Source organism: Rhodococcus sp. AW25M09 (assembly GCF_000333955.1).
In the GTDB taxonomy this organism is placed as follows: Bacteria; Actinomycetota; Actinomycetes; order Mycobacteriales; family Mycobacteriaceae; genus Rhodococcoides.
This window is the reverse complement of the sequence record NZ_CAPS01000072.1, coordinates 25110-48351: the sequence shown is the minus strand read 5'-3', so window position 1 is coordinate 48351 and position 23242 is coordinate 25110. Positions and strand designations below refer to the sequence as shown.

20 protein-coding genes are annotated in these 23242 nt (G+C 65.7%); 5 read left to right on the top strand and 15 right to left on the bottom strand.

Annotation, left to right across the window (positions count from 1 at the left end; translation table 11 throughout):
* Positions 1–51: 51 nt before the first annotated feature.
* The 14 genes from RHODMAR_RS14465 to RHODMAR_RS14400 form a co-directional block, all read right to left on the bottom strand.
* Positions 52–846 (bottom strand): cell division protein FtsQ/DivIB, encoded by a 795-nt coding sequence (locus RHODMAR_RS14465; RefSeq protein ID WP_008715768.1) that lies wholly within the window; start codon positions 844–846, stop codon positions 52–54.
* Positions 843–2348: a UDP-N-acetylmuramate--L-alanine ligase gene (gene murC, locus RHODMAR_RS14460; RefSeq protein WP_042939268.1), complete on the bottom strand. Its 1506-nt coding sequence runs from the start codon at positions 2346–2348 to the stop codon at positions 843–845. The genes RHODMAR_RS14465 and murC overlap by 4 nt, the downstream gene beginning before the upstream one ends.
* A 66-nt stretch (positions 2349–2414) precedes the next feature.
* A complete protein-coding gene (gene murG / locus RHODMAR_RS14455) occupies positions 2415–3557 on the bottom strand; it encodes an undecaprenyldiphospho-muramoylpentapeptide beta-N-acetylglucosaminyltransferase (protein ID WP_008715764.1) in 1143 nt (380 codons plus the stop codon).
* The gene (ftsW, locus tag RHODMAR_RS14450; protein ID WP_008715761.1) at positions 3554–5152 is read right to left on the bottom strand and encodes a putative lipid II flippase FtsW; all 1599 of its coding nucleotides are present in this window, start codon (positions 5150–5152) and stop codon (positions 3554–3556) included. Before ftsW ends, murG begins: the two co-directional genes overlap by 4 nt.
* Complete coding sequence (murD, locus tag RHODMAR_RS14445; RefSeq protein WP_008715759.1) at positions 5149–6621, bottom strand: UDP-N-acetylmuramoyl-L-alanine--D-glutamate ligase; 1473 nt, start codon at positions 6619–6621, stop codon at positions 5149–5151. The genes ftsW and murD overlap by 4 nt, the downstream gene beginning before the upstream one ends.
* A 3-nt stretch (positions 6622–6624) precedes the next feature.
* A complete protein-coding gene (gene mraY, locus RHODMAR_RS14440) occupies positions 6625–7710 on the bottom strand; it encodes a phospho-N-acetylmuramoyl-pentapeptide-transferase (protein ID WP_008715756.1) in 1086 nt (361 codons plus the stop codon).
* Entirely contained in the window at positions 7707–9218 is a 1512-nt protein-coding gene (locus RHODMAR_RS14435; RefSeq protein ID WP_008715754.1) for a UDP-N-acetylmuramoyl-tripeptide--D-alanyl-D-alanine ligase, read from the bottom strand. The genes mraY and RHODMAR_RS14435 overlap by 4 nt, the downstream gene beginning before the upstream one ends.
* Positions 9215–10813 carry a UDP-N-acetylmuramoyl-L-alanyl-D-glutamate--2,6-diaminopimelate ligase gene (locus tag RHODMAR_RS14430; RefSeq protein ID WP_008715752.1) on the bottom strand — a complete coding sequence of 533 codons (1599 nt, stop codon included), beginning with the start codon at positions 10811–10813 and terminating at the stop codon, positions 9215–9217. The genes RHODMAR_RS14435 and RHODMAR_RS14430 overlap by 4 nt, the downstream gene beginning before the upstream one ends.
* 158 nt (positions 10814–10971) lie before the next feature.
* On the bottom strand, positions 10972–12828 hold the full coding sequence (locus tag RHODMAR_RS14425; protein ID WP_008715750.1) for a peptidoglycan D,D-transpeptidase FtsI family protein: 1857 nt from the start codon (positions 12826–12828) through the stop codon (positions 10972–10974).
* Positions 12825–13646, bottom strand: a complete 822-nt coding sequence (locus RHODMAR_RS14420; protein ID WP_008715748.1) for a hypothetical protein — start codon at positions 13644–13646, stop codon at positions 12825–12827. The genes RHODMAR_RS14425 and RHODMAR_RS14420 overlap by 4 nt, the downstream gene beginning before the upstream one ends.
* Complete coding sequence (gene rsmH / locus RHODMAR_RS14415) at positions 13643–14674, bottom strand: 16S rRNA (cytosine(1402)-N(4))-methyltransferase RsmH (protein WP_008715747.1); 1032 nt, start codon at positions 14672–14674, stop codon at positions 13643–13645. The genes RHODMAR_RS14420 and rsmH overlap by 4 nt, the downstream gene beginning before the upstream one ends.
* Before the next feature lie 219 nt (positions 14675–14893).
* Positions 14894–15325, bottom strand: a complete 432-nt coding sequence (gene mraZ / locus RHODMAR_RS14410) for a division/cell wall cluster transcriptional repressor MraZ (RefSeq protein WP_008715745.1) — start codon at positions 15323–15325, stop codon at positions 14894–14896.
* A gap of 560 nt (positions 15326–15885) precedes the next feature.
* Positions 15886–16323 (bottom strand): DUF3040 domain-containing protein, encoded by a 438-nt coding sequence (locus RHODMAR_RS14405; protein ID WP_008715743.1) that lies wholly within the window; start codon positions 16321–16323, stop codon positions 15886–15888.
* 227 nt (positions 16324–16550) lie between these two features.
* Positions 16551–17006: an SAV_6107 family HEPN domain-containing protein gene (locus RHODMAR_RS14400; protein ID WP_008715742.1), complete on the bottom strand. Its 456-nt coding sequence runs from the start codon at positions 17004–17006 to the stop codon at positions 16551–16553.
* Positions 17007–17202: 196 nt separating this feature from the next.
* Between RHODMAR_RS14400 and RHODMAR_RS14395 the strand changes: the two genes are divergently transcribed.
* The 5 genes from RHODMAR_RS14395 to RHODMAR_RS14375 are packed head-to-tail and all read left to right on the top strand — an operon-like array spanning position 17203 to position 22242.
* On the top strand, positions 17203–17820 hold the full coding sequence (locus RHODMAR_RS14395; RefSeq protein ID WP_008715741.1) for a GNAT family N-acetyltransferase: 618 nt from the start codon (positions 17203–17205) through the stop codon (positions 17818–17820).
* A gap of 4 nt (positions 17821–17824) precedes the next feature.
* A complete protein-coding gene (locus tag RHODMAR_RS14390) occupies positions 17825–19432 on the top strand; it encodes a phytoene desaturase family protein (RefSeq protein ID WP_008715740.1) in 1608 nt (535 codons plus the stop codon).
* Positions 19429–20292 carry a carotenoid biosynthesis protein gene (locus RHODMAR_RS14385; protein WP_008715739.1) on the top strand — a complete coding sequence of 288 codons (864 nt, stop codon included), beginning with the start codon at positions 19429–19431 and terminating at the stop codon, positions 20290–20292. Before RHODMAR_RS14390 ends, RHODMAR_RS14385 begins: the two co-directional genes overlap by 4 nt.
* 40 nt (positions 20293–20332) lie before the next feature.
* Positions 20333–21076, top strand: coding sequence for an LppM family (lipo)protein (locus RHODMAR_RS14380; RefSeq protein WP_051048032.1), 744 nt, complete (start codon positions 20333–20335; stop codon positions 21074–21076).
* Positions 21073–22242: a glycosyltransferase gene (locus RHODMAR_RS14375; protein ID WP_008715736.1), complete on the top strand. Its 1170-nt coding sequence runs from the start codon at positions 21073–21075 to the stop codon at positions 22240–22242. The genes RHODMAR_RS14380 and RHODMAR_RS14375 overlap by 4 nt, the downstream gene beginning before the upstream one ends.
* Here RHODMAR_RS14375 and RHODMAR_RS14370 read toward each other — a convergent pair.
* The gene (locus RHODMAR_RS14370; protein ID WP_042939264.1) at positions 22239–23165 is read right to left on the bottom strand and encodes a methylenetetrahydrofolate reductase; all 927 of its coding nucleotides are present in this window, start codon (positions 23163–23165) and stop codon (positions 22239–22241) included. The genes RHODMAR_RS14375 and RHODMAR_RS14370 overlap by 4 nt on opposite strands.
* Between the last annotated feature and the right edge of the window lie 77 nt (positions 23166–23242).

Genomic DNA, 23242 nt, shown 5'->3' with positions numbered 1-23242 from the left:
CCATTAGGCGCGCCGACGCCCCGACAGAAATATGCGTCTTTCGTACCGAAACTATTTCGTGGTGGGTAGATCCGGACTCGACACGTCGAAAATCTGCCCGGGCTGCGACAACAGCGCGATCGCCACCGCGGCCTTTCGCTCCGACTTGTCCTTACTTCCCCACACCACGGTTCGCCCGTCGAGCAGCAGGATCGAGATATCGGACAACGTGCTCGCCCGAAGCTCGCCGACCTGATCACGCAGCAGTGGCGGCAACGTATCGAGCACCGCCAGTGCATCTTTCGTCACCGGATCACCGAACGCCGGATTCTCTGTCACCAGCCGAACCACCCCGGGCGGCGGTGGCGCGATTGCGAAATCGACCCCGGTCGAGTCGAGCAGATGGGTGCCGTCCGGAGAATCGAAGAACGCCACCGGGACTCGCTCCTCCACCGTCACCTGCACGGTCGAGGGATATTTGCGTTGAACACGCACCGTCGCCAACGCCGGAATCATCGCCACCCGCTGCGCCGCCGCCGCGGTATCGACCCGAACCAGCGGAAGACCGGCGGGAACGTCGAGCCGATCGAGAATTTCCTGCTCGGATACCGAGGACTCACCTGCAACCGCAATCGTCCGAACAGACATGAGAGGCGTGAAATACACCAGCGCAGCCGATCCCACCACGACAATTACGACGGCCAGCGCGATGAGCGTGGCCTTGCGCCGAGAACGTGCGACCCGGGCACGTTCTTCTTCTCGCGCCAGAGCGCGCGCCTGCTTCTCGCTCACCGTGTTCGACGAATCATCGTGTTCTGCAGCTGTTGCCGAACCCGAAGAACGGGCCGGGTCGGAGCGGCGGCTCACGTCGACGGCCGATCCTTCGATACTCCGCGGCCGGCTGCAGCACCGAAGTCGGTTTTCGATCGAAGTGCATCCAGAATCGGTTTGCCGAGCATCGTGACGTCACCGGCACCCATGGTGATGACCACGTCGCCGGGAACGCTGAGATGAGCGACCTGCTTGGCCACCAACGACAGATCCGGCTGATAGTTCACCGGTTTGGTCACCGCAGCCGCCACCAGCGCGCCGGTCACCCCGGGTAGGGGCTCCTCGCGCGCGCCGAAGACATCGAGCACCACGATCTCGTCGGCCAACGACAATGCTGCACCGAATTCATCGGCGAACGTCGCGGTTCTCGAGTACAGGTGGGGCTGAAACACCACGACCACCCGCCCCTGTCTGTCACCCGTACTGCCCTGACCGGCAACCAGAGCCTGCGCTGCCGTGAGCACCGCGCGAACCTCGGTGGGGTGGTGCGCGTAGTCGTCGAACACTCGGACACCGTGCTCCCGCCCGGTGAACTGAAAACGCCGATGAACGCCGCCGAAGCCGGTGAGACCGGCCAGCAATTCCTCGATACCGGCACCGACCTGCCGCGCCGCGACGAACGCCGCCAACGCATTGAGTGCGGTATGCCGTCCGGGAACACCGAGCCTCACCGTGCGCGCTGCGTCCTCGCCCGCGATCTGCAGCTGGGCGACACCACCGATGTCCTCGGGAACCCACGACAACAACCGAACGGCCATCTCGACCGGTCCTGCATCGATGTCCGAAGACCCGTAACCCAGCACCTTCACGCCGGGCATGTTCCGGTCGACCACGCGGCGAGCCAGCGCTGCCGAACCGGGATCGTCCATGCAGGCCACGAGGACACCGCCCGGACCGAGCAGTGCGGCGAAATCGTCGAACACCTGCACGTAGGCCTCGGTGGTGCCGAAATAGTCCAGGTGATCGGCCTCGATATTGGTCACGATGATGACGTTGGCGCTGTACTGCAGCAGCGATCCGTCGCTCTCGTCCGCTTCGGCCACGAACACATCGCCGCTGCCGTGATGGGCATTGGTCCCGGCCTCGTTGAGCTCTCCCCCGACCGCGAACGATGGATCGAACCCGCAGTGCTGGAGCGCGACGACCAACATCGAGGTGGTCGACGTCTTCCCGTGGGTACCCGAGACAAGCAACGTGCGGTACCCCTGCATGAGAGAGGACAGCACCGCCGGTCGCAACACCACCGGGATTCCGCGTTCGCGGGCTTCGACGAGCTCGGGATTGGTCTGAGGAATCGCGGCATGGGTCGTCACCACGACGGTGGGACCGCCGTCGATCATGTCGAGAGCGCTGGCATCGTGACCGATACGCACCTGGGCACCTCGTGCGCGTAGCGCGAGCACACCTCGTGATTCCTTGGCGTCCGATCCCGACACCTGCCCGCCGCGCGCCAGCAGAATACGCGCGATACCGGACATTCCGGCACCACCGATTCCCACCATGTGTACTCGTTCGAGCTCTGTCGGCAAATCCGACATCGCCCCACCCTCAGTTGTCACGCGGACGTCTCCCTCGTTCTCTTCGCTTGCTCGACGTCGCCTGCCTCAAGGCCGCGCCGCGTGCGCAGTATCGAGCACGATCTGCGCAACTGCAGCTGCTGCCCCCTTGTGCCCGGCCGCGGCCGCAGCACGAGACATGGTGGCGATTCGTTCGGTGTCGGCCACCATCGCAACCACCGTATCGGTCACGAAGTGCTGGGTGAGTGTCGCATCGGGTACCAGGATGCCACCTCCGGCGTCGACGACCGGACGAGCGTTGAGCTCCTGCTCGCCGTTGCCGTGCGGCAGGGGTACGTAGACCGCGGGTAGACCGGTCGCGGACACCTCGGCGACCGTCATGGCCCCGGACCGACAGATCGCCAGATCCGCGGCCGCGTATGCCAGATCCATCCGGTCGATGTACGGGAGCGCGACGTACGGCGCGTCCGGATTGCTCTGCTCGACGTCGAGTGTGTTCTTGGGGCCGTGTGCGTGCAGCACCGAGATGCCGGCACCGGCGAGAGCAGACGACGCTCCCGAGACCGCGTCGTTGAGTGACCGGGCTCCCTGCGAGCCACCGAACACCAGCAGCACCGGGCCATTGTCGGGTAGGCCGAAATGTGCACGGGCCTGCGCGCGCATCGCGGCCCGGTCGAGACCGGTAATAGTGGGCCGCACCGGGATTCCGATCACCTCCGCGTCCGCAGAACCGCGCGCGGCGATACCCGATCCAGAGACTGCCGCGAGCACACGCTGGGCCGACCGTGCGCCGACCTTGTTGGCGATGCCGGCCCGCGCGTTGGCCTCGTGAATGACCACGGGAATTCGGCCGCCGCGGCCGAGCAATCGACCGCGTGCGGCGAGGTAGGCAGGCAATGCGACGTAACCACCGAACCCGACTAGTACGTCGGCCTCCACGGCCGCGAAGATCTCCCTGGTTCGACGCACCGAACGCACGACGCGAACCGGCAGCTTCAGTAGATCGACGGTGGGCTTGCGAGGCAGCGGAACGGGTGGGATGAGTTCGAGTGCGTAACCCCGAGCCGGGACGAGCGTCGTCTCCAAGCCGCGGCTGCTGCCGAGGGCGGTGACGGTGACAGTGGGGTCGAGGACGCGCAGGGCGTCCGCCACGGCGAGCGCAGGCTCGATGTGCCCGGCCGTTCCGCCACCGGCAACCACTACGGAAATCGGTCGAGATGTCTTCTTCACCGTCGATATCCTCGCTCACCCGAGCGGACGGGTGGCCGACCGGGTTGTGGTTCCGGTCGAGGGCGGTACGAATTCTGTGGTTCCGGACGGGGACGGTAGGCCGACCGAGATCCGGCGGCGGTCTCTCGACGCTGCACCTCGGCTCGGCGGGCCGAGTCCGTACGGTGGCCGGACGATGTCGGCGAACCGGACCGTGTACCGGACACGCGAGTGCGGGCGCGAACCGGCTCGGGAGCTCGCGCGCCGCGGCCGTCCTTGCCCTTGGCCTTGCGTGATTCGAGCCGCTTGCGGTCCTGCGCCGCGAGGGTGGGACGAGTGGACTTCGATCGCGCCATCGCGGCTCGTTTGGGCGAGAAGACGGCAGGCAGCGGCAACCTGAGGGCCCGGGCGATACGACCCTCCTGCCCCGCATGCAGCGCCGCGATGGCTTCCGGTTCGTGCCGGGCCGCGCTCGCGATGATGCCGAACATGAGCAAGGTGATCGCAGTCGACGTGCCGCCGTAGGACACCAGCGGCAACTGCAGACCGGTCACCGGCAGCAGCCCGACGACGTAGCCGATATTGATCATGGCCTGGCCGAACACCCAGCACGTGGCACCGGCGGTCAACAGGCGCAGAAACGGATCCACCGACCGCATGGCGATGCGCAGGCCCGTGTAGACGAACAGACCGAACAATCCGATGACCGCGAGGCAGCCGATCGTTCCGAGTTCCTCGCCGATGATGGCGAAGATGAAGTCGTTGTGTGCGTTGGGCAGGTAGCTCCACTTTGCGCGGCTCTGCCCCAGCCCCCGACCGAACAGTCCGCCGTCGGCGAGTGAGTACTTGGCCTGCGTGGACTGATACGACAGACCCTGGGTGTCGTCACCCGGATTCAGCCAGGCCTTGACGCGGTTGGAGCGGTAACCGGCGGTGAACGCGAGAATCGTGGCCAGAGCCAGACCGGTCATCAGAACGGCACCGAACAGTCGGGCGTTGAGGCCGGCGAACCAGAGCAAAGCCACCAGGATGATGCCGAGGGCGATCGCGGTACTGAGGTTCGGCTGCAACACGACCAGCAGACACATCAGAAGACCTGCCGGTAGCAGCGGCACCAGCAACGACTTGATGTTGCCGTGTTCGCTGCGACGCGAGGCCAGCAGGTGTGCGCCCCACAGCACCAGCGCGACCTTCGCGAGCTCGGACGGCTGGAACGAGACGACACCGAAGTCGAACCATCGCCGTGCACCCTGGCGTTCGGCACCGATGCCGGGGATCAACACGAGCATCAGCATGGTGATCGAGACGAGGAAAAGCGGAAACGACAGCTTCCTGAGGTATCGGACCGGCAATCGAAGCGCGACGTAGAACGCGACCGCACCCAGCGCGACGCCGATCAACTGCTGAGTGAACAGGGCGTAGCCGGATTCGTCGGCCGCGAAGGACTCGGCGGACGACGCCGACAGAACCATCACCAGGCCCAGCACGGTGAGCAGTACGGCAATCGTGACGACCAGGTGGAACGACGCCAGCGGCCGGCCGAACCACAGACCGATGCGGGTGCGCGGGGCAGCGGTACGGCGCGGTGTACGCGGCGACTGCCCGGTAGTGGTCACGATCGTGTCGATCCGATGTCGGCGACCTCGAGGCGCAGCACCGAATCGGCGAAGCTACGACCGCGGTGGCCGTAGTCGACGAATATGTCCAGCGATGCGGCCGCTGGGGCCAGCAGGACGGTATCCCCCGGCGCAGCGCGTCCCGCCGCGTGGGCAACGACCGCACGCATCACCGCATCAGCATCTTCAGCACCATGAGTCACACCAGCATCGTCTCCCGAAGGGAGCCTCACGACCGGAACATCGGGCGCGTGTCGCGCCAAAGCCTCTGCGATCTGCATCCCATCACGGCCGAGAACCACCGCAGCCACGAGCCGATCGGCGATCTCGACGACCAGATCGTCGATCACGGCACCCTTCAACAACCCGCCCGCGATCCACACGACACGCTCGTGCGCCAGGATCGACGAACGAGCTGCGTGCGGGTTCGTCGCCTTCGAATCGTCGATGAACGTCACTCCGCCGAGCTCACGCACGACCGCGGCCCGGTGCGGTCCCACCCGGTAGCTCTGCAGACCCGCCCGAACTGCGTCGGCCTCGACCCCTATCGAGCGAGCCAGTGCCCCCGCCGCAAGTGCATCGAGAATGCCGGACGGTCCGCTCGGCTCTACGTCTGCAGCGGCGACGAGGTCGATATTCTCGCCGAAGGCGTTGTCCACGAGCACTCCGGCCCGCACTCCGAACTCACCCACGGCCGGCTCCCCCAGCCGGAAACCGACGGTCACGGGAGCAGACGACCCGGCCTGCAGACTCGCCGCCCGGGCATCGTCGAGGCCGACGACCGCGACGTCGCCGGTCAACGCGCGGGCCTTGGCCTGTACGTAACCGTCCATACCGCCGTGCCAATCGAGATGATCCTCGGCGATGTTGAGCACCACCCCTGCCGCCGGCCGCACCGACGGAGCCCAGAACAACTGGAACGACGACAGCTCGACGGCGAGGACACTCGGATGTGGGGTACGTCGCAACGCGTCGGCGATGGGGAGTCCGATGTTGCCGCAGGCCACCGATTCGATTCCGGCCGACTCGAGAATCGACGCCAACATCGAGGTGGTCGTCGTCTTTCCGTTGGTACCGGTCACCACCAGCCAGCGAGTTTCGGGACCGTACAGCTCGGCCCGGTCGACATGCCACGACAACTCCACGTCGCCCCACACCGGAATGCCCTGCTCGGCAACGGCGGCCAACACCGGGGAGTCGGGACGAAACCCGGGGCTGGTGACGACGAGGGAGAAGGCGGCGATTGCCTCCCGATCGGCCAGCAGGTCGTCCTGCAGCACCACCGCGGCACCGATGTTCGACGCCTCGTCGAGTGCGCTGAGATCGGAATCGGTGACGGTGACGACGGCTCCGAGGTCGAGCAGCGGCTGCACGACGGCGAGCCCCGAGATGCGGGCACCGGTCACCAACACCGCACTGCCGCGCAACCAGGTCAGGTCGGTCCGAGAGTCGTGCACAGATTCGGCCATGCCCTATCCGCCGACGGCAGCGAGATACTCGCTGTAGAACAGGGCCAGACCGACGGCCGACGCGATGGCGGCCAGCAACCAGAACCGGATGATCACCGTCGTTTCGGCCCACCCTGCCAACTCGAAATGGTGATGGAACGGTGCCATCCGAAACACGCGTCGACGACTGGATCGGAACACCGCGACTTGGATGACCACCGATGCGGCCTCGGCGACGAACAGCGCACCGATGACCACCATGATCAGCTCGGTCTTGGTGACCACCGACAGTCCTGCGATCAACCCGCCGAGGGCGAGAGATCCGGTGTCGCCCATGAAAATCTTGGCCGGCGCGGCGTTCCACCACAGGAAGCCGATGCATGCGCCCGCAGCGGAGGCGCAGACCAGTGCCAGGTCGAGGGGATCTCGAACGTCGTAGCACCCGGGAGCAGGACCCGCAGGGCCGGCGCAGGCTTGCCGGTACTGCCAGAAGGTGATGACGGTGTAGGCACCGAGCACCAACGTCATCGACCCGGCAGCGAGACCGTCGAGTCCGTCGGTGAGGTTGACCGAGTTGGACCACGCGATCACCAGCAGGCAGACGAAGAACACGAACACCACTGCCGACATCGACCAGGTGGCGATGTCGCGCACGTAGGACAGTTGGGTGCTGCCCGGAGTGAGGCCGCTGTCGCTGCGGAACTGCAGCACGAGAATCGCGAACAGCACGGCCGCCGTTATCTGACCGACGTACTTCCCGGTGGCGTTCAGGCCCAGGTTGCGCTGCTTGCGGATCTTGATGAAGTCGTCGAGGAAGCCGACGAGCCCGAGCACCGTGGTCAGTCCGAGAACGAGCAGGGCAGAGGCCGATGGACGATCTGCGTCGTACCCGATGCCGATCAGGTGTGAGCCCCAGTAGCCGGCCCAGATTCCCACGAGAATCGCAACGCCGCCCATGGTCGGCGTACCGCGCTTGGACTGGTGACTCGCGGGACCTTCCACTCGAATTTCTTGACCGAAGCCCTGTTTCGAGAACGCCTTGATCAGCACCGGCGTCAGCAGAATCGCGACGGCCAGTGCGATGCCGCCGGCGAACAGAATCTGCCTCACTGCGCATCCTCCGCGGCCGCGACGCTCGATGCGTCGGCCAACAGGGCGTCTGCGACGGTCCACATGGCACCGGATTGCGAGGCTTTCACCAGAACGATGTCGCCGGGGCGCACCTCCTCGCGCAGCACTGCGATCGCCGACTGGCGGTCGGGTACCAGCATCGACTCTTCGCCCCACGAACCTTCCATGACCGCGCCCTGATGAAGCGCCCGAGTGGGTCGCCCGGTGTCGACGATGATCAGCCGATCGACGTCGAGTCGAACGGCGAGCCGACCGATCGCGTCGTGCTCGACCACCGAGTCGGCACCGAGTTCGCCCATCTCGCCGAGCACTGCCCAACTGCGACGTTTCGGCCCGTCGTCACGGCGCGACATCGACACCAGAGCCTTGAGAGCGGCGCGCACCGAATCCGGATTGGCGTTGTACGAATCGTTGACGACGGTGACCCCATCGGCACGGGTACGCACATCCATCCGCCGGATCGACGTCGGAGCCGCAGTCGACAGGGCGTCGGCCACCTGCGTCAGAGTTGCTCCGCATTCGAGTGCGACCGCCGCTGCCGCAAGGGCGTTGCCGACCTGGTGTTCACCGTGCACCGCCAGAGTGATCGGTACCGATCCCGCCGCGCATTCGAGCGTGAACGACGCCCGGGCGTCGGTGTCGACCTGCACGTCGACCGCCTTGACGTCAGCATCGGCGTTTCGTCCGACTGTGACGATCGACGCCGTTGTGCGCGTCGCCATCTCGGCGACGAGTCGATCGTCGGTGTTGAGAATCGCCACTCCCCCGTCGGCGGCGCTCGGCAGTGCTTCGACGAGTTCGCCTTTGGCCAAGGCGATGGCCTCACGCGACCCGAATTCACCCAGGTGCGCGGTACCCACGTTGAGCACCACCCCGATCCGCGGCGGTGCAAGCAAGGCGAGTTCGGCGATGTGGCCGATTCCCCTGGCGGACAACTCGAGACAGAGAAAATCGGTATCGGCGTCGGCGCGCAGGGCCGTCCACGGATGGCCGAGTTCGTTGTTGAACGATCCGGGCGGTGCCACCACCGAGCCGAGGGGCTCGAGGACCGCGGAGATCAGATCCTTGGTGGATGTCTTTCCCGAGGATCCCGTCACGCCGACGACGGTCAGGCCGTGCTGTGAAGTCAGTTCGAGTACCGACGCTCGCGCGAGTGCTCCCAGCGCGGTCAGCACCGCCGAACCCGAGCCGTCCGGATCGTGTTCGAGTGCCATCGCGCGGCTCTCGTGCGGAACCGGGCGAACGACGACCGCCGGTACACCGACTGGACGCGCGGCGAGTACCAGCGCCGCACCGGCGGCGACCGCGCCTGCAGCGTGCTCGTGACCGTCCACCTTGGCCCCGGGAAGCGCGAGAAAAACGCTGCCGGGGGTGACCTTCCGTGAATCGAACTCCACCGGTCCGGACACCTCGACCGTCGGATCCGTGACATCGTGCACCGTGCCACCGACTATCTCGGCGATACGGGCGATCGACAGCGGAATCACCGAGTGCCCGCGCTCGTGGCGAATCGAGCGTCGATCGCGGAGGCGAGCACCACTCGGTCGTCGAACGGATGCTTCACCCCCGCCACCTCCTGGCCGGTCTCGTGCCCTTTTCCTGCGATCAACACAACATCCCCTTCACGGGCCCACACCACGGCCTGCTCGATCGCCGCTGCGCGGCCTGCCACATTTCGAACTTCACCACGAGCTTCGTTCGGAACCGACGATGCGCCGTCTTCCACTGCCTGTCGAATGGCGGCGGGATCCTCGCTTCGCGGGTTGTCGTCGGTCACCACCAGTAGGTCGGCCCCGCGCGCCCCGGCTGCACCCATCAGCGCACGCTTGGCGGTGTCGCGGTCTCCACCTGCTCCGAGCACCAGTGCGATCCGTCCACCGGACGACTCACGCAACGTTGCCAGTACGGCCTCGACTGCCGCAGGCTTGTGCGCGTAGTCGACCACCGCCAGAAAGTTCTGGCCCCGGTCGATTCGCTGCACACGCCCCGGCACGTCGACCGTTGCCAGCGCGGCCGCTGCCTTCGGCACGTCCACACCGGCCGCCGCGCACGTCGCCAGCGCGAGAACGCTGTTCGCGACGTTGTAGCGACCCGGGAGCCGAATCGAGACCGGAAGCTCGAGGCCGTGTGGGTCGGCGACGACGAACGACTGCGTACCGTCGTCGTGCTTGGCCCAGTCCGAGACCGACCATTGCGAATCGTCCCCGGTCGACGCGGTCACCACCGTCGAACCGGCAGCGCGCGCGATATCTGCCATGCGCACACCCCACGCATCGTCGACACAGACGACAGCGGTATCCGCGCGAACGGCAGAGTCGGCCGCGAACAAGCGACTCTTGGCCAGAAAATAGTCCTCGAGGGAACCGTGGAAGTCGAGATGATCCTGCGACAGATTGGTGAACGCGCCGACGGCGAAGCGGGTGCCGTCCACGCGGCCCAGAGACAGCGCGTGGGACGACACTTCCATCACCACGGTGTCGACGCCCTCCTCTTCCATGACGGCGAAGAGCGCGTGCAACTGCGGTGCCTCGGGTGTGGTGAGCGCACTCGGCACGTGTCGACCCGCCACGCGTGTCTCGATCGTGCCGATCAGCCCACAACGACATCCGGCGGCGGTCAGGCCGGCTTCCACCAGATAAGCCGTGGTCGTCTTACCCGACGTACCGGTGATCCCGATGACGGTCATCTTCGAGGAAGGATTGCCGTAGATCAGCGCGGATACTGCACCCAACACCTGACGCGGACGATCGTGCACGAGCACCGGAACCTGTCGGTCGGTGCCGGAGAAGGCGCGCTCGACGATATCGAGGCCGGCGGGGTCGGTGAGGACGGCCACGGCACCGCGATCGATCGCGTCGGCCGCGAACTCGGCACCGTGACGACTCGATCCGGGCAGTGCTGCGAAGAGATCACCGGGCAAGATGGACTGTGCTCTCAGATCGATACCGGTCACGCTCACTCCGGCGGGGTCACCGGCACCGATCGTGATACCGACTGCGGACGCGACCTCCCGAACTTCGGTGTGCGGCGGATGCGCCGGACGTGAACCCGGAGCCGGACGTGAATCCGATGTAACAGTCACTCCTGCTCCCTTCCTTTCTACTGCCGGCCGCGCATCGTCCCCGGCTCTGTCGGGCCGCGGCGGCGGCCGAACGAACGAGCTCGAACCGATGTGTCAGATTACCGGCGACCGGGATGGACATGTCGCCACCCCGACTCACGGACCGGCAGGATCGGATCTCAGTCGGCCTGCAGCACCAGCTTGGGACCCGGGTCCGCGGACATGGGCACACTGTCTCGTTGCAGCATCCAGCTGGCGATGTTGTGGAACAGGGGCGCTGCCGACTGACCGCCGGACCCGTCGGCGCTGCGCGCCGGCGCGTCGAGCATGATCCCGATCACGTAGCGGGGATCGTCGGCCGGCGCGATACCGGCGAACGTGATCCAGTACTTGGAGTTCGAGTAGCACTTGCACTCGGGGTCGACCTGCTGCGCCGTACCGGTCTTGCCACTGATCTGATAGCCCTCGACACCGGCGGACACGCCGGTTCCGCGCTGGTTGCCCGTGTCGTCCTGGGTGACGGATCGGAACATGTTCCGAACCGTCTTCGCGGTGTCCGGACTGACCACGTACACACCGTCCGGCTGCTGGGTCTCGGTCCGCTGGCCGTTGGCGTCCACCGTCGCCTCGACGATCCGCGGCGGAATGCGGACGCCGTCGTTGGCGATGGCCTGGTACATCCCGGTCATCTGCAGCAGCGTCATCGACAGACCCTGACCGATCGGGAGGTTGGCGAACGTACCGCCCGACCACTGATCGCGACTCGGCACGCTTCCGGCACTCTCGTTGGGCAGACCGACATCACTGCGCTGACCGAGGCCGAACCTGTTCAGCATGTCGGCGTATCGATCCTCGCCGACACGCTGCGCCAGCATCAGAGTGCCGACGTTGGACGACTTACCGAATACTCCGGTCGAGGTGTACGGGGCGACACCGTGTTCCCATGCATCCCGCACCGTCACCCCGGACATGAAGATGCTGCCCGGAACTTGGAGCACCTCGTCCGGTGTGGTGAGCCCGTACTCGACGGCAGCGGCTGCGGTGATGATCTTGTTCACCGATCCCGGCTCGAACGGGGTGGTGACGGGCAGGTTGCCCATCTCCTTGGTGCGGTCGTTGTTTCCGACGCCGATACCGGCATTGAAGGTGTTGTCGTTCGACATCGCCAGCACTTCGCCGGTCCGCGAATCCTGCACGTAGGCCGACGCATTCCTCGCTCCGGACAAGTCCTTCGCCAACTGGACCTGCTGCTGCACGTAGTACTGAAGGTCCGCATCGATGGTCAGTTCGACGCTGGAACCGTCGACCGCCGGCTGTTTGTCTCGCCAACTGCCGGGGATGACGGCGCCATCGGAACCACGGTCGTAGGTCTGCGAACCGTCGGTGCCGGCCAACGTTGCGTCGAGCGAATCCTCGAGACCGAGCAGACCGTGTCCGTCCCAACCGGTGGCACCGACGATGTTCGCGGCCAGCGACCCGCCTGGGTACTCGCGGATGTCCTGACGCTCCAGCCCGACCTGCTTGAAATCCGCACTGATCTTCGACGCCACAGTTGCGTCCACACCACGTGCCAGGTACGTGAATTCGTCGTTGCTCTTCAGCTTCGCGAGCAGATCCTTCTCGCTGATCACATCGCCGAGCTCCTCGTGGATGCGGGCGGCGATATCCTCGAGGTACTGGTCCGTTTCCGGCTCGGTGGGATCCTTCGCTCTGGCCTCGTCGAGTTCCTTTCGAACCCGAACCGGCTGGAACGTCAACGCTTTCGCTTGCATAGTGAACGCGATGGGGTTTCCGTTGCGGTCCAGAATCGACCCGCGCATCGCAGGATCGACGATCGTGGTGGTGCGCTGCGACGCCGACTCGGCCGACAGTCTCGGACCGTCGAATCCCTGAATCCACAGCAACTGTGCCGCCGCGACGACGAGCGCACCATACATCAGAATGCGACCGGTTCCGTGCCGGAACCGAAAAGTGGACGAGTCGAGGCGCTTCCGGCTGGGCGGCCGACGGCGCGGAGCAGGGGTGGGCCTGGTCACTGCCCGTCACCCGCAGCGTCGCCGGTGGCTCCAGCCGAAGGTGTTTCGACCGATGGTGTTTCGACCGAGGGGATGGTCATGGGAACCAATTGTTCAGCAAGCGCGGTGTTTCCAGCACCATTGCTTGCACTCGGCGTGGCGGCGCGGGTATCGACCGTGTCCGAAGGCCGGTTGGGTTGCGAGGCGCTGCGCGGAATCAGCTGCTGCTGAGTTCCTGTGGCCGGTGTCGTGTTTGCTCCTGCAGCAGAGTTCGGCACGGGATCGAGCGGGGCCACCGGCTCTCCGTCGGCCGGGGCGGGTGTGCCCACGACCTGCACACCACCGTCCGGTCCGACGATCAAGCGCGGTGGATTCTTGGCCGGAACCATGCCGAGGCCGGCGGCCTTGCGCGCCAATTCGGTCGGCGATTCCGCCAACTCGACATCTTTCTGGAGAGATGCCCGCTGCTGAGCAAGTTCGGTGTTGACGGCCTTGGCAGCGCTGAGGTCATAGGAGTCCCCTGCAGACCGCGTGGTCAGCAACAGTGTCAACCCGAGCCCGATGGCGAGTAAGCCGATGACCAAGGCGACGAACGGAATACGCGCGGCAATCGCGCTTCCGTCGATCGACCGACGCGCGCTGGAACCACGAGCGGAATCAGACGTGTGAATCGATGCGCGCTGCTGCCGGCGCTCGTACGCACGGAGAGCAGCACCGGATCGCCCGCCGCCACGACCGGACCGTTCCGGTCCTGTCCGTGGCCCGTGGGGCGCGACCCTGTCCCGGGTGGCCGGAACCCGATTGCGTTGTGTTCCAACAGTTGCGCCTGGAACCGTCATTCCGCTCTCCTTGCAATCCGTTCGGCGGCGCGCAGTCTCACGGGAGCCGAACGTGGGTTGACTTCGATTTCTGCATCCGAGGCCCGCTCGGCACCTCTGGTCAGGAGCCGGAACTCCGGACCCATTCCAGGAAGCTCGACGGGCAGCCCCTCGGGGCTACGGGATTTGACCCGGGGGGCCAACTCCTGCTTGACAACTCGGTCTTCGAGCGATTGATAGGACATGAAGACGACCCGACCACCGACGGCCAACGCATCGAGCCCGGCAGGCACTGCCGCCTTCAACGAGTCCAGCTCACCGTTGACCTCGACGCGCAGCGCCTGAAACGTGCGCTTGGCCGGATGCCCTCCCGTGCGCCGCGTCGCCGCCGGAATTGCGGCATAGAGCAGTTCCACCAAAGGACCGCTCGTAGTGAACGGTGTGTGCTCACGACGCCGCAGAACAGCGGAGGCGATCTTGCCGGCGAACCGCTCCTCACCGTATGTACTGAGCACCCGCGCGATGTCGCCGTGCGAGTACGTGTTGAGGATGTCGGCCGCAGTGATGCCCACCGTCGGATTCATCCTCATGTCCAGAGGGGCGTCGACGGAGTATGCGAATCCGCGATCGGACTCGTCCAGCTGCATCGACGACACCCCGAGATCGAACAGAATGCCGTGAACCGATTCGAGCGCGGGTAGATCGGCTTCGTCGAGTGCTTCGGCGATACCGTCGTAAGTGTTGTGGACCAACGTGATTCGATCCGAAAACGGAGCCAATCGAGCACCGGCGCGTGTCAGCGCGTCAGGATCGCGGTCGAGTCCGATGAGGTGCAGGTGCGGATAGGTCCGCAGGAAGTGTTCGGCATGACCGCCGAGTCCGAGAGTGGCGTCGATCATGACTCGAGTGCTGTCGGCGCAATCCACTGCGGGACCGAGTAATTCGACTGCCCGCTCGAGTCGAACCGGCACGTGAACCGGGCCTGCGGACCGGCGGGGGGTTCGATCGGCAGACGACTCGCTCTCGTCCTGCCCGACACCCTCCGTCATGGTTCCTCCCGGTCGTGCGTACGTACTTCTCGCCCGGGTCCGGGCCATGCGGGTTACCCACGGACGCCGAAGCGAATGCTTCGAGGTCCCTGTCCGATAGGGAACCTGGCGTTGGGGAAGAACGTCAGGGTCCTGATCTGCGAAACCTGGCGTTGGGGAAGAACGTCAGGGTTCTGATCGGGCAGAGGCCTCGCTGCACTCGCAGGCGACCTGGGCGGGCTACAAGATCCCTCCGAGGGATTCGTCGAACGCGTCGGAGAAATCCTGCTCGTTCTCGGCGGAGTAACGGGCCCATGCTTCGTCGTTCCAGATCTCGATGAAATCCATCGAACCGATCACCACGCAGTTGCGTTCGAGCCCCGCGTAGCGGCGATGCTCAGGACTGATGGTGATGCGACCCTGTCCGTCCGGCCGCTGCTCATCGGTTCCCGAGAAGAACTGACGAACATAGGCACGGGCTTTCGGGTTGGAACGAGAAGCTGCTGTCAACTTCCGAGAGCGCTCCTCGAAGTCTGCCGCGGTGTAGACAGCGAGGCTGAAATCCTGCCCCTTGCTCACCATGACACCTCCTGCAAGCGCGTCCCGAAACTTGGCCGGCAACGTGAGTCGACCCTTGTCGTCGAGCTTTGGCGTGTAGGTACCGAGAAACACTCGCCACCTCCAGCCTCGACTCTCCGCTGCGGACCACTTTACCCCACTCTCCCCCACTTCGACCCATCCGCAGCAGAGAAATCTTCGGCGAATACACGTCTATCGAGCTCAGAGCACCTAAGACTGACCCCAATTACTGCGAGGGTCTCGAATGGACATCGCTGCCACCAGGCGATCACAGCCCTCGAAAACTACTCGGGTGGGCGTGTCGACCTGGCATTTTGCACCTGGGTGGCGGGGCAGTCCAGCCTGAAGCAGCGTGATCCGGGTCCAGTGGGGAAAAGTGGGGAATCGTGATGAACGTGGGGCGAAGTGGGGAGAACGCCCCGAAACAGCTCGTGCAGCGGATGCAGCGAGGACCCCAGACGCACCGGCACAGCAGTATCGGGTGTGCAGATCCGCCCTGGCGTCGGGATTCGACACGAGAGTCAGGGGCGGTATCTCACCGGCTGCAACGACAGCAGCACCTCACCCGAAGGTGAGGTGCTGCTGTGTGTAGTGCGTGAAGTTGTAGTAGGGCCGGTACGGATCGCGCCCGGTTCGCTCGGAACCCAGCCGACCTACTCCTGGTCGAACCTCTTTCGGAACCGGTCTTCCATACGAGAGGTGAAACTGCCGCCCTTGCGGCCACCCTTCGACTTCTGCTTGGCACCACGACCGGAAATGTCGGTGACATTTTCGGCTGTGCCACCTTCCCCTTTAGCGGCTTCGGTGCCCTTCTTGGAACCACCGAAGAGGAACAGCGCCCCGGCACCGAACATGAACAAAAAGCCGATGAGACTGACGACGAGAAAAGCCAAACTGTTCGTCGACAGGGCAACACCAGCGACGAGCAACACGAGTCCCACGACGAACAGTGCGGCGGCTTGAAAACGCCTCCTGCTCGACGCCGCGCGAACGCGGCCGCCTCTCACGTGAGAAGCGAATTTGGGATCCTCGGCGTAGAGAGCGCTCTCGATTTGATCGAGCATGCGCTGCTCGTGCTCGGAGAGTGGCACGGTACCTCCCCCTGCACAGATATTGAAGGCCATTTCGGTTGCGAAATGACGGGAAGCTGACCTTGGCGGCTACCTGCTGTCGATGATACGAGCTGAATCCGCTGCTTACCACCTACTCGCACGATGTGTTCCTGAGAAACATCGAAGTTTTCGAGACGGACGTCCCGGAAACGACGGCCGAACACCGCGTGACGTGGCAGTTCACTCTTCGCGACCGGCCGCGTGGATCACGCCGACATCGGCGCCGACATCGGATCGACTGCAGTGAAGCTCGACCGGTCGCCCAGCCGATCGTCCACCGAGTTCAGAAAACGGCTGACGTGCCGGTAGAAATCGTCGGCATCGAGCTCGGCGATCGTGCTCGATGCGCCCGCCTCGACCGCAGCGCGAGTGGCCGAGAACGACGCGAAGTAGTCCGCCCAGACGGCGAGATCAGGTGCTGCCTTCGCCATCAACACCCACGCGCTGCGCGAGCGAGGACGTACTCCGATCGAGTTGGGCACCGACGCCAGCACCGCTGCCGCGCCCTTGAGCGCCGCGGCGTAACTCCCGAGAAATCGATCGCCCGCGCCACTCTCCCCGATGGACTCCGACAGCAGTGCATCGGCTCGACCGAGCAGAATCTGGGCCTGACGCGATACCGGGGACCGCACGCCGGCTTCGAACGCCTTCGTGATCGTCATACTCGAACACCTCCAGTTCGAATCTCCGGTGCGTACCTGCCGCGCCCGGAACCGTGATGAAGCCTTACAGTCGAACCCCGGGGAATCGGACTCTCGGAATCGAGTCGACGCCACCGGCGCACTCGGCCCCGATCATCGAACACCCGTTCGACACATTGAATATAGCTGTGCCCACCGACAAGTTGCCGAAGAAAGGGTGAGAACAGTCGTCACCGATGCGCAGACAACGCCCTACCTGGTCGATCTGACGCCCCCGGAATTCCGCCAGCGGCTGGTCGAGGCGCTGTCGATCTACGTCGAGGCCATGGGTTACCCCCGCGGAACCGAGAAGAGCCGAGCCCCGATGTGGAGCGAACATCTGCACCGGCCGGGTTGGCGAGCAGTCGGGGCATTGCTGCCGAACTCCGACCCGACGCAGGCCGACCCCCTGGTTGCCGTTGCCTACGGCTACCACGGCGCTGCACACCAGTGGTGGCATCAACAGGTTCGGGACGGCTTGCGGCGAACGGGGCACTCTCACCGACAGGTCGAGGCCGTGCTCGGTGACTACTTCGAGCTGACCGAGTTGCACGTCCTCCCGCGCGCCCAAGGCCATGGTCTCGGCGGCCGACTGTGCAGCCGACTGCTCGACGGTGTCACAGCGAACAACGTGATGTTGTCCACTCCCGAGGTGGCGCAGGAGAACAATCGGGCCTGGCGGCTGTACCGGCGGCTGGGCTTCGCCGACGTGTTGCGGGACTTCACGTTCGCCGGTGATCGACGCCCCTTCGCCGTGCTGGGTCGCCGGTTGCCGCTGGAGCAGCCAGTAGCCTGAAGATGTGATCGACGCTGTGGTGGTGGGCTCCGGCCACAACGCCTTGACCTCTGCCTGTTACCTGACCGATGCCGGGATGTCGGTAGAGGTTCTCGAGCGCGACACCATCGCTGGTGGAGCGGTGTCCACGGTGGAGCGCTTTCCCGGCCATCGAGTGGACCGGGGCTCGTCGGCGCACATCATGATTCGACACACCGGCATCATCGAAGAGCTCGATCTCGCGGCGTTCGGACTGCGCTACATCGACTGCGATCCGTGGGCGTTCGCGCCGGGAGCAGTCGACACCGACGAACGCGCCATCGTCTTCCATCGCAGTCTCGACCGGACGTGCGACTCCATCGCCGCCGCATGCGGGACGGCGGACGCCCGTGCCTACCGTGACTTCGTCGCTGTCTGGGGTCCCCGTAGCGAGCGCACCATGCGCGCGTTCGGTGGACCGCCCACCGGATCGAAGTTGCTCCGATCCTTCTGGGGACTCGGCGCTCCGGACGGGGGCAGCATGCTCTCGCGTGAGTTCCTCGCCACCGGAGATTCTCTGTTGGACGAGATGTTCTCGAGTGAACGCCTCAAGGCGGCACTGGCGTGGTTCGGCGCACAGTCGGGGCCACCGATGTCCGAGCCCGGTACCGCACCGATGGTCGGCTTCGCCGCTCTCATGCACACCCTTCCGCCGGGCCGCGCCGTCGGCGGCAGTGGCGCGCTGACCGAGGCGATGATCGCTCGGTTGGACCGGGACGGTGCAGCAGTGACCCTCGGAGACGGCGTGACCTCGCTCGTTCGCCGCCCGCACGGCTGGACCACGAGAACAGCGTCGGGCCGGGCGATCGACAGCCGCATCGTCGTCGCCGGGTGCCACATCCTGACCACCCTCGAGCTGCTCGCCGACGGCGGACACGACGCGGTGCAGATCGCCCGGTGGCGCAGCACGATCCGGGTGGGTCCGGGAATCGGAACCGCGGTACGGCTGGCCACCGACGCACTTCCGGTGTATCCGAGTGCCGACCGGATCGAGGACGCCACTCACGGTCTCGCACTGCTCGTCCGTGACCGAAACCAGCTGCGCCTGGCGCACGGGCATGCACTGGCCGGTGAACTCCCACCGACCCCGGCCGTTCTGGGAATGTCGTTCAGCGCCCTGGATCCCACCATCGCACCACCGGGACAGCACCAGATTTCACTGTGGTCGCAGTGGCATCCGCACACTCTCGCCGACGGTAGGCAGTGGCGCTCGAATGTTCCCGGCGAGCGCTCGCTGGCCGAGTTCGAGGCGGATCGGATCGTGGCCGAGATGGATCGGTACGCACCCGGTTTCGCCGATGCCGTGGTGGATCGGTACGTCCAGTCGCCGCCGGACATCGAGCGTGAGCTCGGTCTGATCGGAGGCAACATCATGCACCTCGACATGTCGTTGGACCAGATGATGATGTGGCGTCCGCATCCCCAGCTGGCCGGCCACCGAGTCCCGGGGGCGGATGGCCTGTACCTCACCGGTGCATCCACCCACCCCGGCGGCGGGGTCACTGCAGCCAGTGGTCGCTCGGCGGCGCGGATAGCGATCGCCGACGCCCGGGCCGGACGTCGGCGCGAATTCTTCAGGAGGAGGCAGGCATGAGGCTTGCACCGATCGTCGTGGCGGCCACCGCTGTCGGCTGCCAGATCGTGTATCCGCTGGTCTCGGGATCGACTCGAGACACGGTGACGATCGCTGTCGTAGCGTTGCTCGCGCTCGCGTCGATTCTGCACGCTGCGCTGCACCGGGGCGCGGTGTGGACCACCGCTCTGGTCGTCGTGACCGCCGGCACCGGGTTCGCGTCCGAACTCGTCGGCACCGCAACCGGCATCCCGTTCGGCGAGTACTTCTACGCGCAGAATCGTCTGGGCCCCAGCCTGTTCGAGGTGCCCCTGGTGGTCCCGCTGGCCTGGACGGCCGGTTTCTACCCGATCTGGTGCGCGGTGAGCTTCGTCGTCCGCCGTCTCGATACGTCGCCGGTGCGCAGCGCTGCGCTTCGGATCGCAGCGGTAGCGGTGGGCATGGTCGGCTGGGACCTCTATCTCGATCCACAGATGGTCACCGACGGCCAGTGGACCTGGACCGCCGGTGCCGACGGACTACCGGGGGTGCCGTCGATTCCGCTGACCAACTACCTCGGCTGGCTCGTGGTGGCCACACTGATGGCGGCCATCATGGAGTCGCTCGACCGGGCTGTCGGCATCGCACGCCTGTCCGACGGCCGGCCGCGCGCGTCCGACGACGCGGTACCCATCGGGCTGTTCCTGTGGACGTGGCTCGGGTCCGCCCTCGCCCACGCGGTATTCCTCGACGGTCCAGAACTTCGGTTCTCGGCGGTGTACGGGTTCGTGGTGATGGGTGTGGTCGGCATACCTATGGTCTATATCGCCGGCCGCGGTCGATGGCGTCGGCCACGATCGCGCGCAGCCGTCGATCGTCTCGGTAACGACACGCCTCGTTGACAACCCCTGCCGACTGACATCGGCTCGGTGCCCTGGCACGATGTCGGACGTGCAGTCGACATCGCGAACACCCTTCCGAACCCACCGACGCCGAGTTCTCTCGGTGGTCGCACTGGCGCTGCTGGTTGCGCCGATGCTGGCCGGGTGCCTTCGGGTGCAGGTCACGATGGGGGTGTCCGCAAACGACCGGGTGGCGGGCCAGATCGTGGCGGCCAGTGTGCCGACCTCCGATACCGACACCGGCCCGGAACTGGTGGTTCCCTCCTCGATCGAGGACAAGGTACGGGTCGAGCCGTACGACCAGGACGGGTACGTCGGTTCACAGGCCATTTTCGACGATCTCTCGTTCGGCGACGTGCAGACGCTCGGTTCGATCTATCAGAACGCGGCGGGATTGTTCCAATTGGAACTGCAGCGTTCGGGTGACACCGTCACTCTGTCGGGCAATGCCGATCTCTCCTCGGTCCCGGCTCAGGGTTCGGACGTGCAGTTCACCATTGCATTTCCCTCCCGCATCGGTACCACCAACGGCACTCGCGAGAGCGACAACTCGATCTCCTGGAAATTGCCTGCGGGCGAAGTCACTTCGATGCGCGCAGAGGTCAACTATCCCGATCCGAACACCCGAAGCTTCGCCGGCTGGGCCGGAATCGTAGGCGGGGTGACCGTCGGCATCGCGGCCATCGTCGGTGCAATGGCCTGGGTTTCGCGCAACCCACCACTGCTCGATCGTCGGCCGCGACATCCCAAGGCGGACGACTCGACCGGCAGAACGTCGGTGTGAGTAGCCGATTCCTCGCACGGACCACTTCGACGGCGGCCGTCCTCGCAGCGGCGTCCGCTGCGGTGTCGCTTCTCAATTCTCGGTCCATGCCGCGTTTGCGCACTCCGGAACTTGATGTCACCGAACGAGTGGTCGTCTGCATTCCCGCTCGCAACGAGGCTGCGACCCTGCCCCTGCTGATCGAGGACCTCACGCGTCAACGCTCGTGCACGAATGTGCACATCATCGTCCTCGACGACGACTCCAGCGATGGAACGGGTGCCGCGGCCCGCGAGGCCGCAGGCGGCGATCCCAGGATTCGCGTCGTGACTTCCGATGCTGCTCCCCCGACTGGCTGGACCGGCAAGGCCGCCGCCTGCGCAGAACTGGCGAGACTGGCCGCCGAGGACGACGTGCAGGCATCGATGATCGTGTTCGTCGACGCCGACGTTCGACTCGCGCCCGATGCCCTGGCGGCTGCAGCTCGGATGCTTCGCAGGCGCGGCTCGGCGCTGCTGTGCCCTTGGCCCGAACAGCGGGCCGGGAGCGTCGCCGAACGACTCGTCCAACCCCTCCTCGCGTGGTCGTGGATGTCCACCCTTCCCGTATCGGTGGCCAACTCGACGCTTCTACCTTCGATGGCGGTTGCCTGTGGTCAGTTCATGGCCTTCGACACCGCCGCCTACCGCGCCGTCGGAGGCCACGAATGCGTCGCTGCCAGCGCGACCGAGGATCTCGATCTGGCACGTGCCCTGCGCCGGCGGGGGTTTTACACTGCGGTGGCGTCGGGTGCGGGGTTCGTCAGCTGCCGAATGTACGACGGAGCCGCTGAACTGAGATCCGGCTACAGCCGCTGGCTGTGGAGCGAGTTCGGTGGCCCGATCGGTTCGGCCGTTGCAGGCCTGGCGCTGGCCACGATCTATGTGGTGCCCCCCATAGCGGCACTCACCGCCTCGGGTTCGACGCGCCGGCTCGGCGGTGCCGCCTACCTGGCGGGCGCGGTGTCGCGAATGGCCGTGCGACAGCGTGAATCGGGATCGCGGTTCGGCCGCGAGGATGTTGTCGACGCGGCGTTGCATCCGCTGTCGATTCTCGCGTTCGTCGGGCTCGTCGCCGAATCCCACCTGCGCAGGCAACGTGGCTCACTGTCGTGGAAGTCGCGCCCGATGCCCGCGCCGCAGCGCTAGACCCGCGCGGGCGCGAGACCCAGGTTGCTCAGCACCTCCCGCGTCGCGCGCGCGAAGTTCAGCGTGATGAAGTGCAACCCGGGCGCACCCTCGGAGATCAGCCGCTCGCCGATGGTCGTGGCCAGTTCGATGCCCACCTCGCGGACGGCAGCGCGATCCTCCTCCGGGCCGGATCCGGCTGCGCGAATGAACTTCTCGTCCAGGTACGAGGGGAGCGTGGTGCCCGAGAGCTCGAGCATCCGGCGAACCGACCGGAGCGAGGTGATGGGCATGATCTCGGGGATGATCGGCTTGGCACCCTGCTCGGCGTCGTACGCACTCACACGGTCTCGCAGACGCAGATAGTCGTCCACATCGAAGAACATCTGAGTGATCGAGTATTCCGCCCCGGCGCGAAGTTTGCCGACCAGGCCCCTGGTGTCCTGCTCGAGGTCGTCGGCCCGATGGTGTCCTTCGGGGAACGACGCCACGCCGACGTGGAAGTCGCCGAGATCACGTACCAGCCGGACGAGCTCCTCCGCGTACTCGACTCCGTCGGGATGCTTCTCCCAATGACCGAGCGGATCGCCCGGAGGGTCGCCGCGCAGCACGAGGATATTGGTGATGCCACGGTCGGCGTAGGACCCGACCATCGAGCGCAACTCGTCGACACTGTGCGAAACCGCTGTGAGATGCGCCACCGGCAGCAATGTGGTCTCTTCGGCGATCTGCCCGGTGACGCGCACCGTCCGGTCGCGGGTGGAGCCGCCTGCCCCGTACGTCATCGACACGAATGCGGGCTGAAGTTGCTCGAACTCGCGAACCGCCCGCCACAGTCTTGCCTCTGCGGCGGCATCTCGTGGTGGTGAGAACTCCACCGAGAAGGGGATTCTGGCCTCCGGATCGTTCCGTAGTCGGTCGACGATGGACGGCGTGCTCGTCACGAACCCTTGGCTCGACCGCCCCCGGACGGAATCTTCACTCACCAGAAGATCATATGTTGTGCTCCGGTAGAGCCCGT

Coding starts and splice junctions, on each gene's coding strand:
- murC (WP_042939268.1), bottom strand. CDS start 2,348: ATGTCGGATTTGCCGACAGAGCTCGAACGAGTACACATGGTGGGAATC.
- RHODMAR_RS14400 (WP_008715742.1), bottom strand. CDS start 17,006: ATGACGATCACGAAGGCGTTCGAAGCCGGCGTGCGGTCCCCGGTATCG.
- RHODMAR_RS14385 (WP_008715739.1), top strand. CDS start 19,429: ATGAGGCTTGCACCGATCGTCGTGGCGGCCACCGCTGTCGGCTGCCAG.
- RHODMAR_RS14420 (WP_008715748.1), bottom strand. CDS start 13,646: ATGACGGTTCCAGGCGCAACTGTTGGAACACAACGCAATCGGGTTCCG.
- murD (WP_008715759.1), bottom strand. CDS start 6,621: ATGGCCGAATCTGTGCACGACTCTCGGACCGACCTGACCTGGTTGCGC.
- rsmH (WP_008715747.1), bottom strand. CDS start 14,674: ATGACGGAGGGTGTCGGGCAGGACGAGAGCGAGTCGTCTGCCGATCGA.
- RHODMAR_RS14380 (WP_051048032.1), top strand. CDS start 20,333: ATGTCGGACGTGCAGTCGACATCGCGAACACCCTTCCGAACCCACCGA.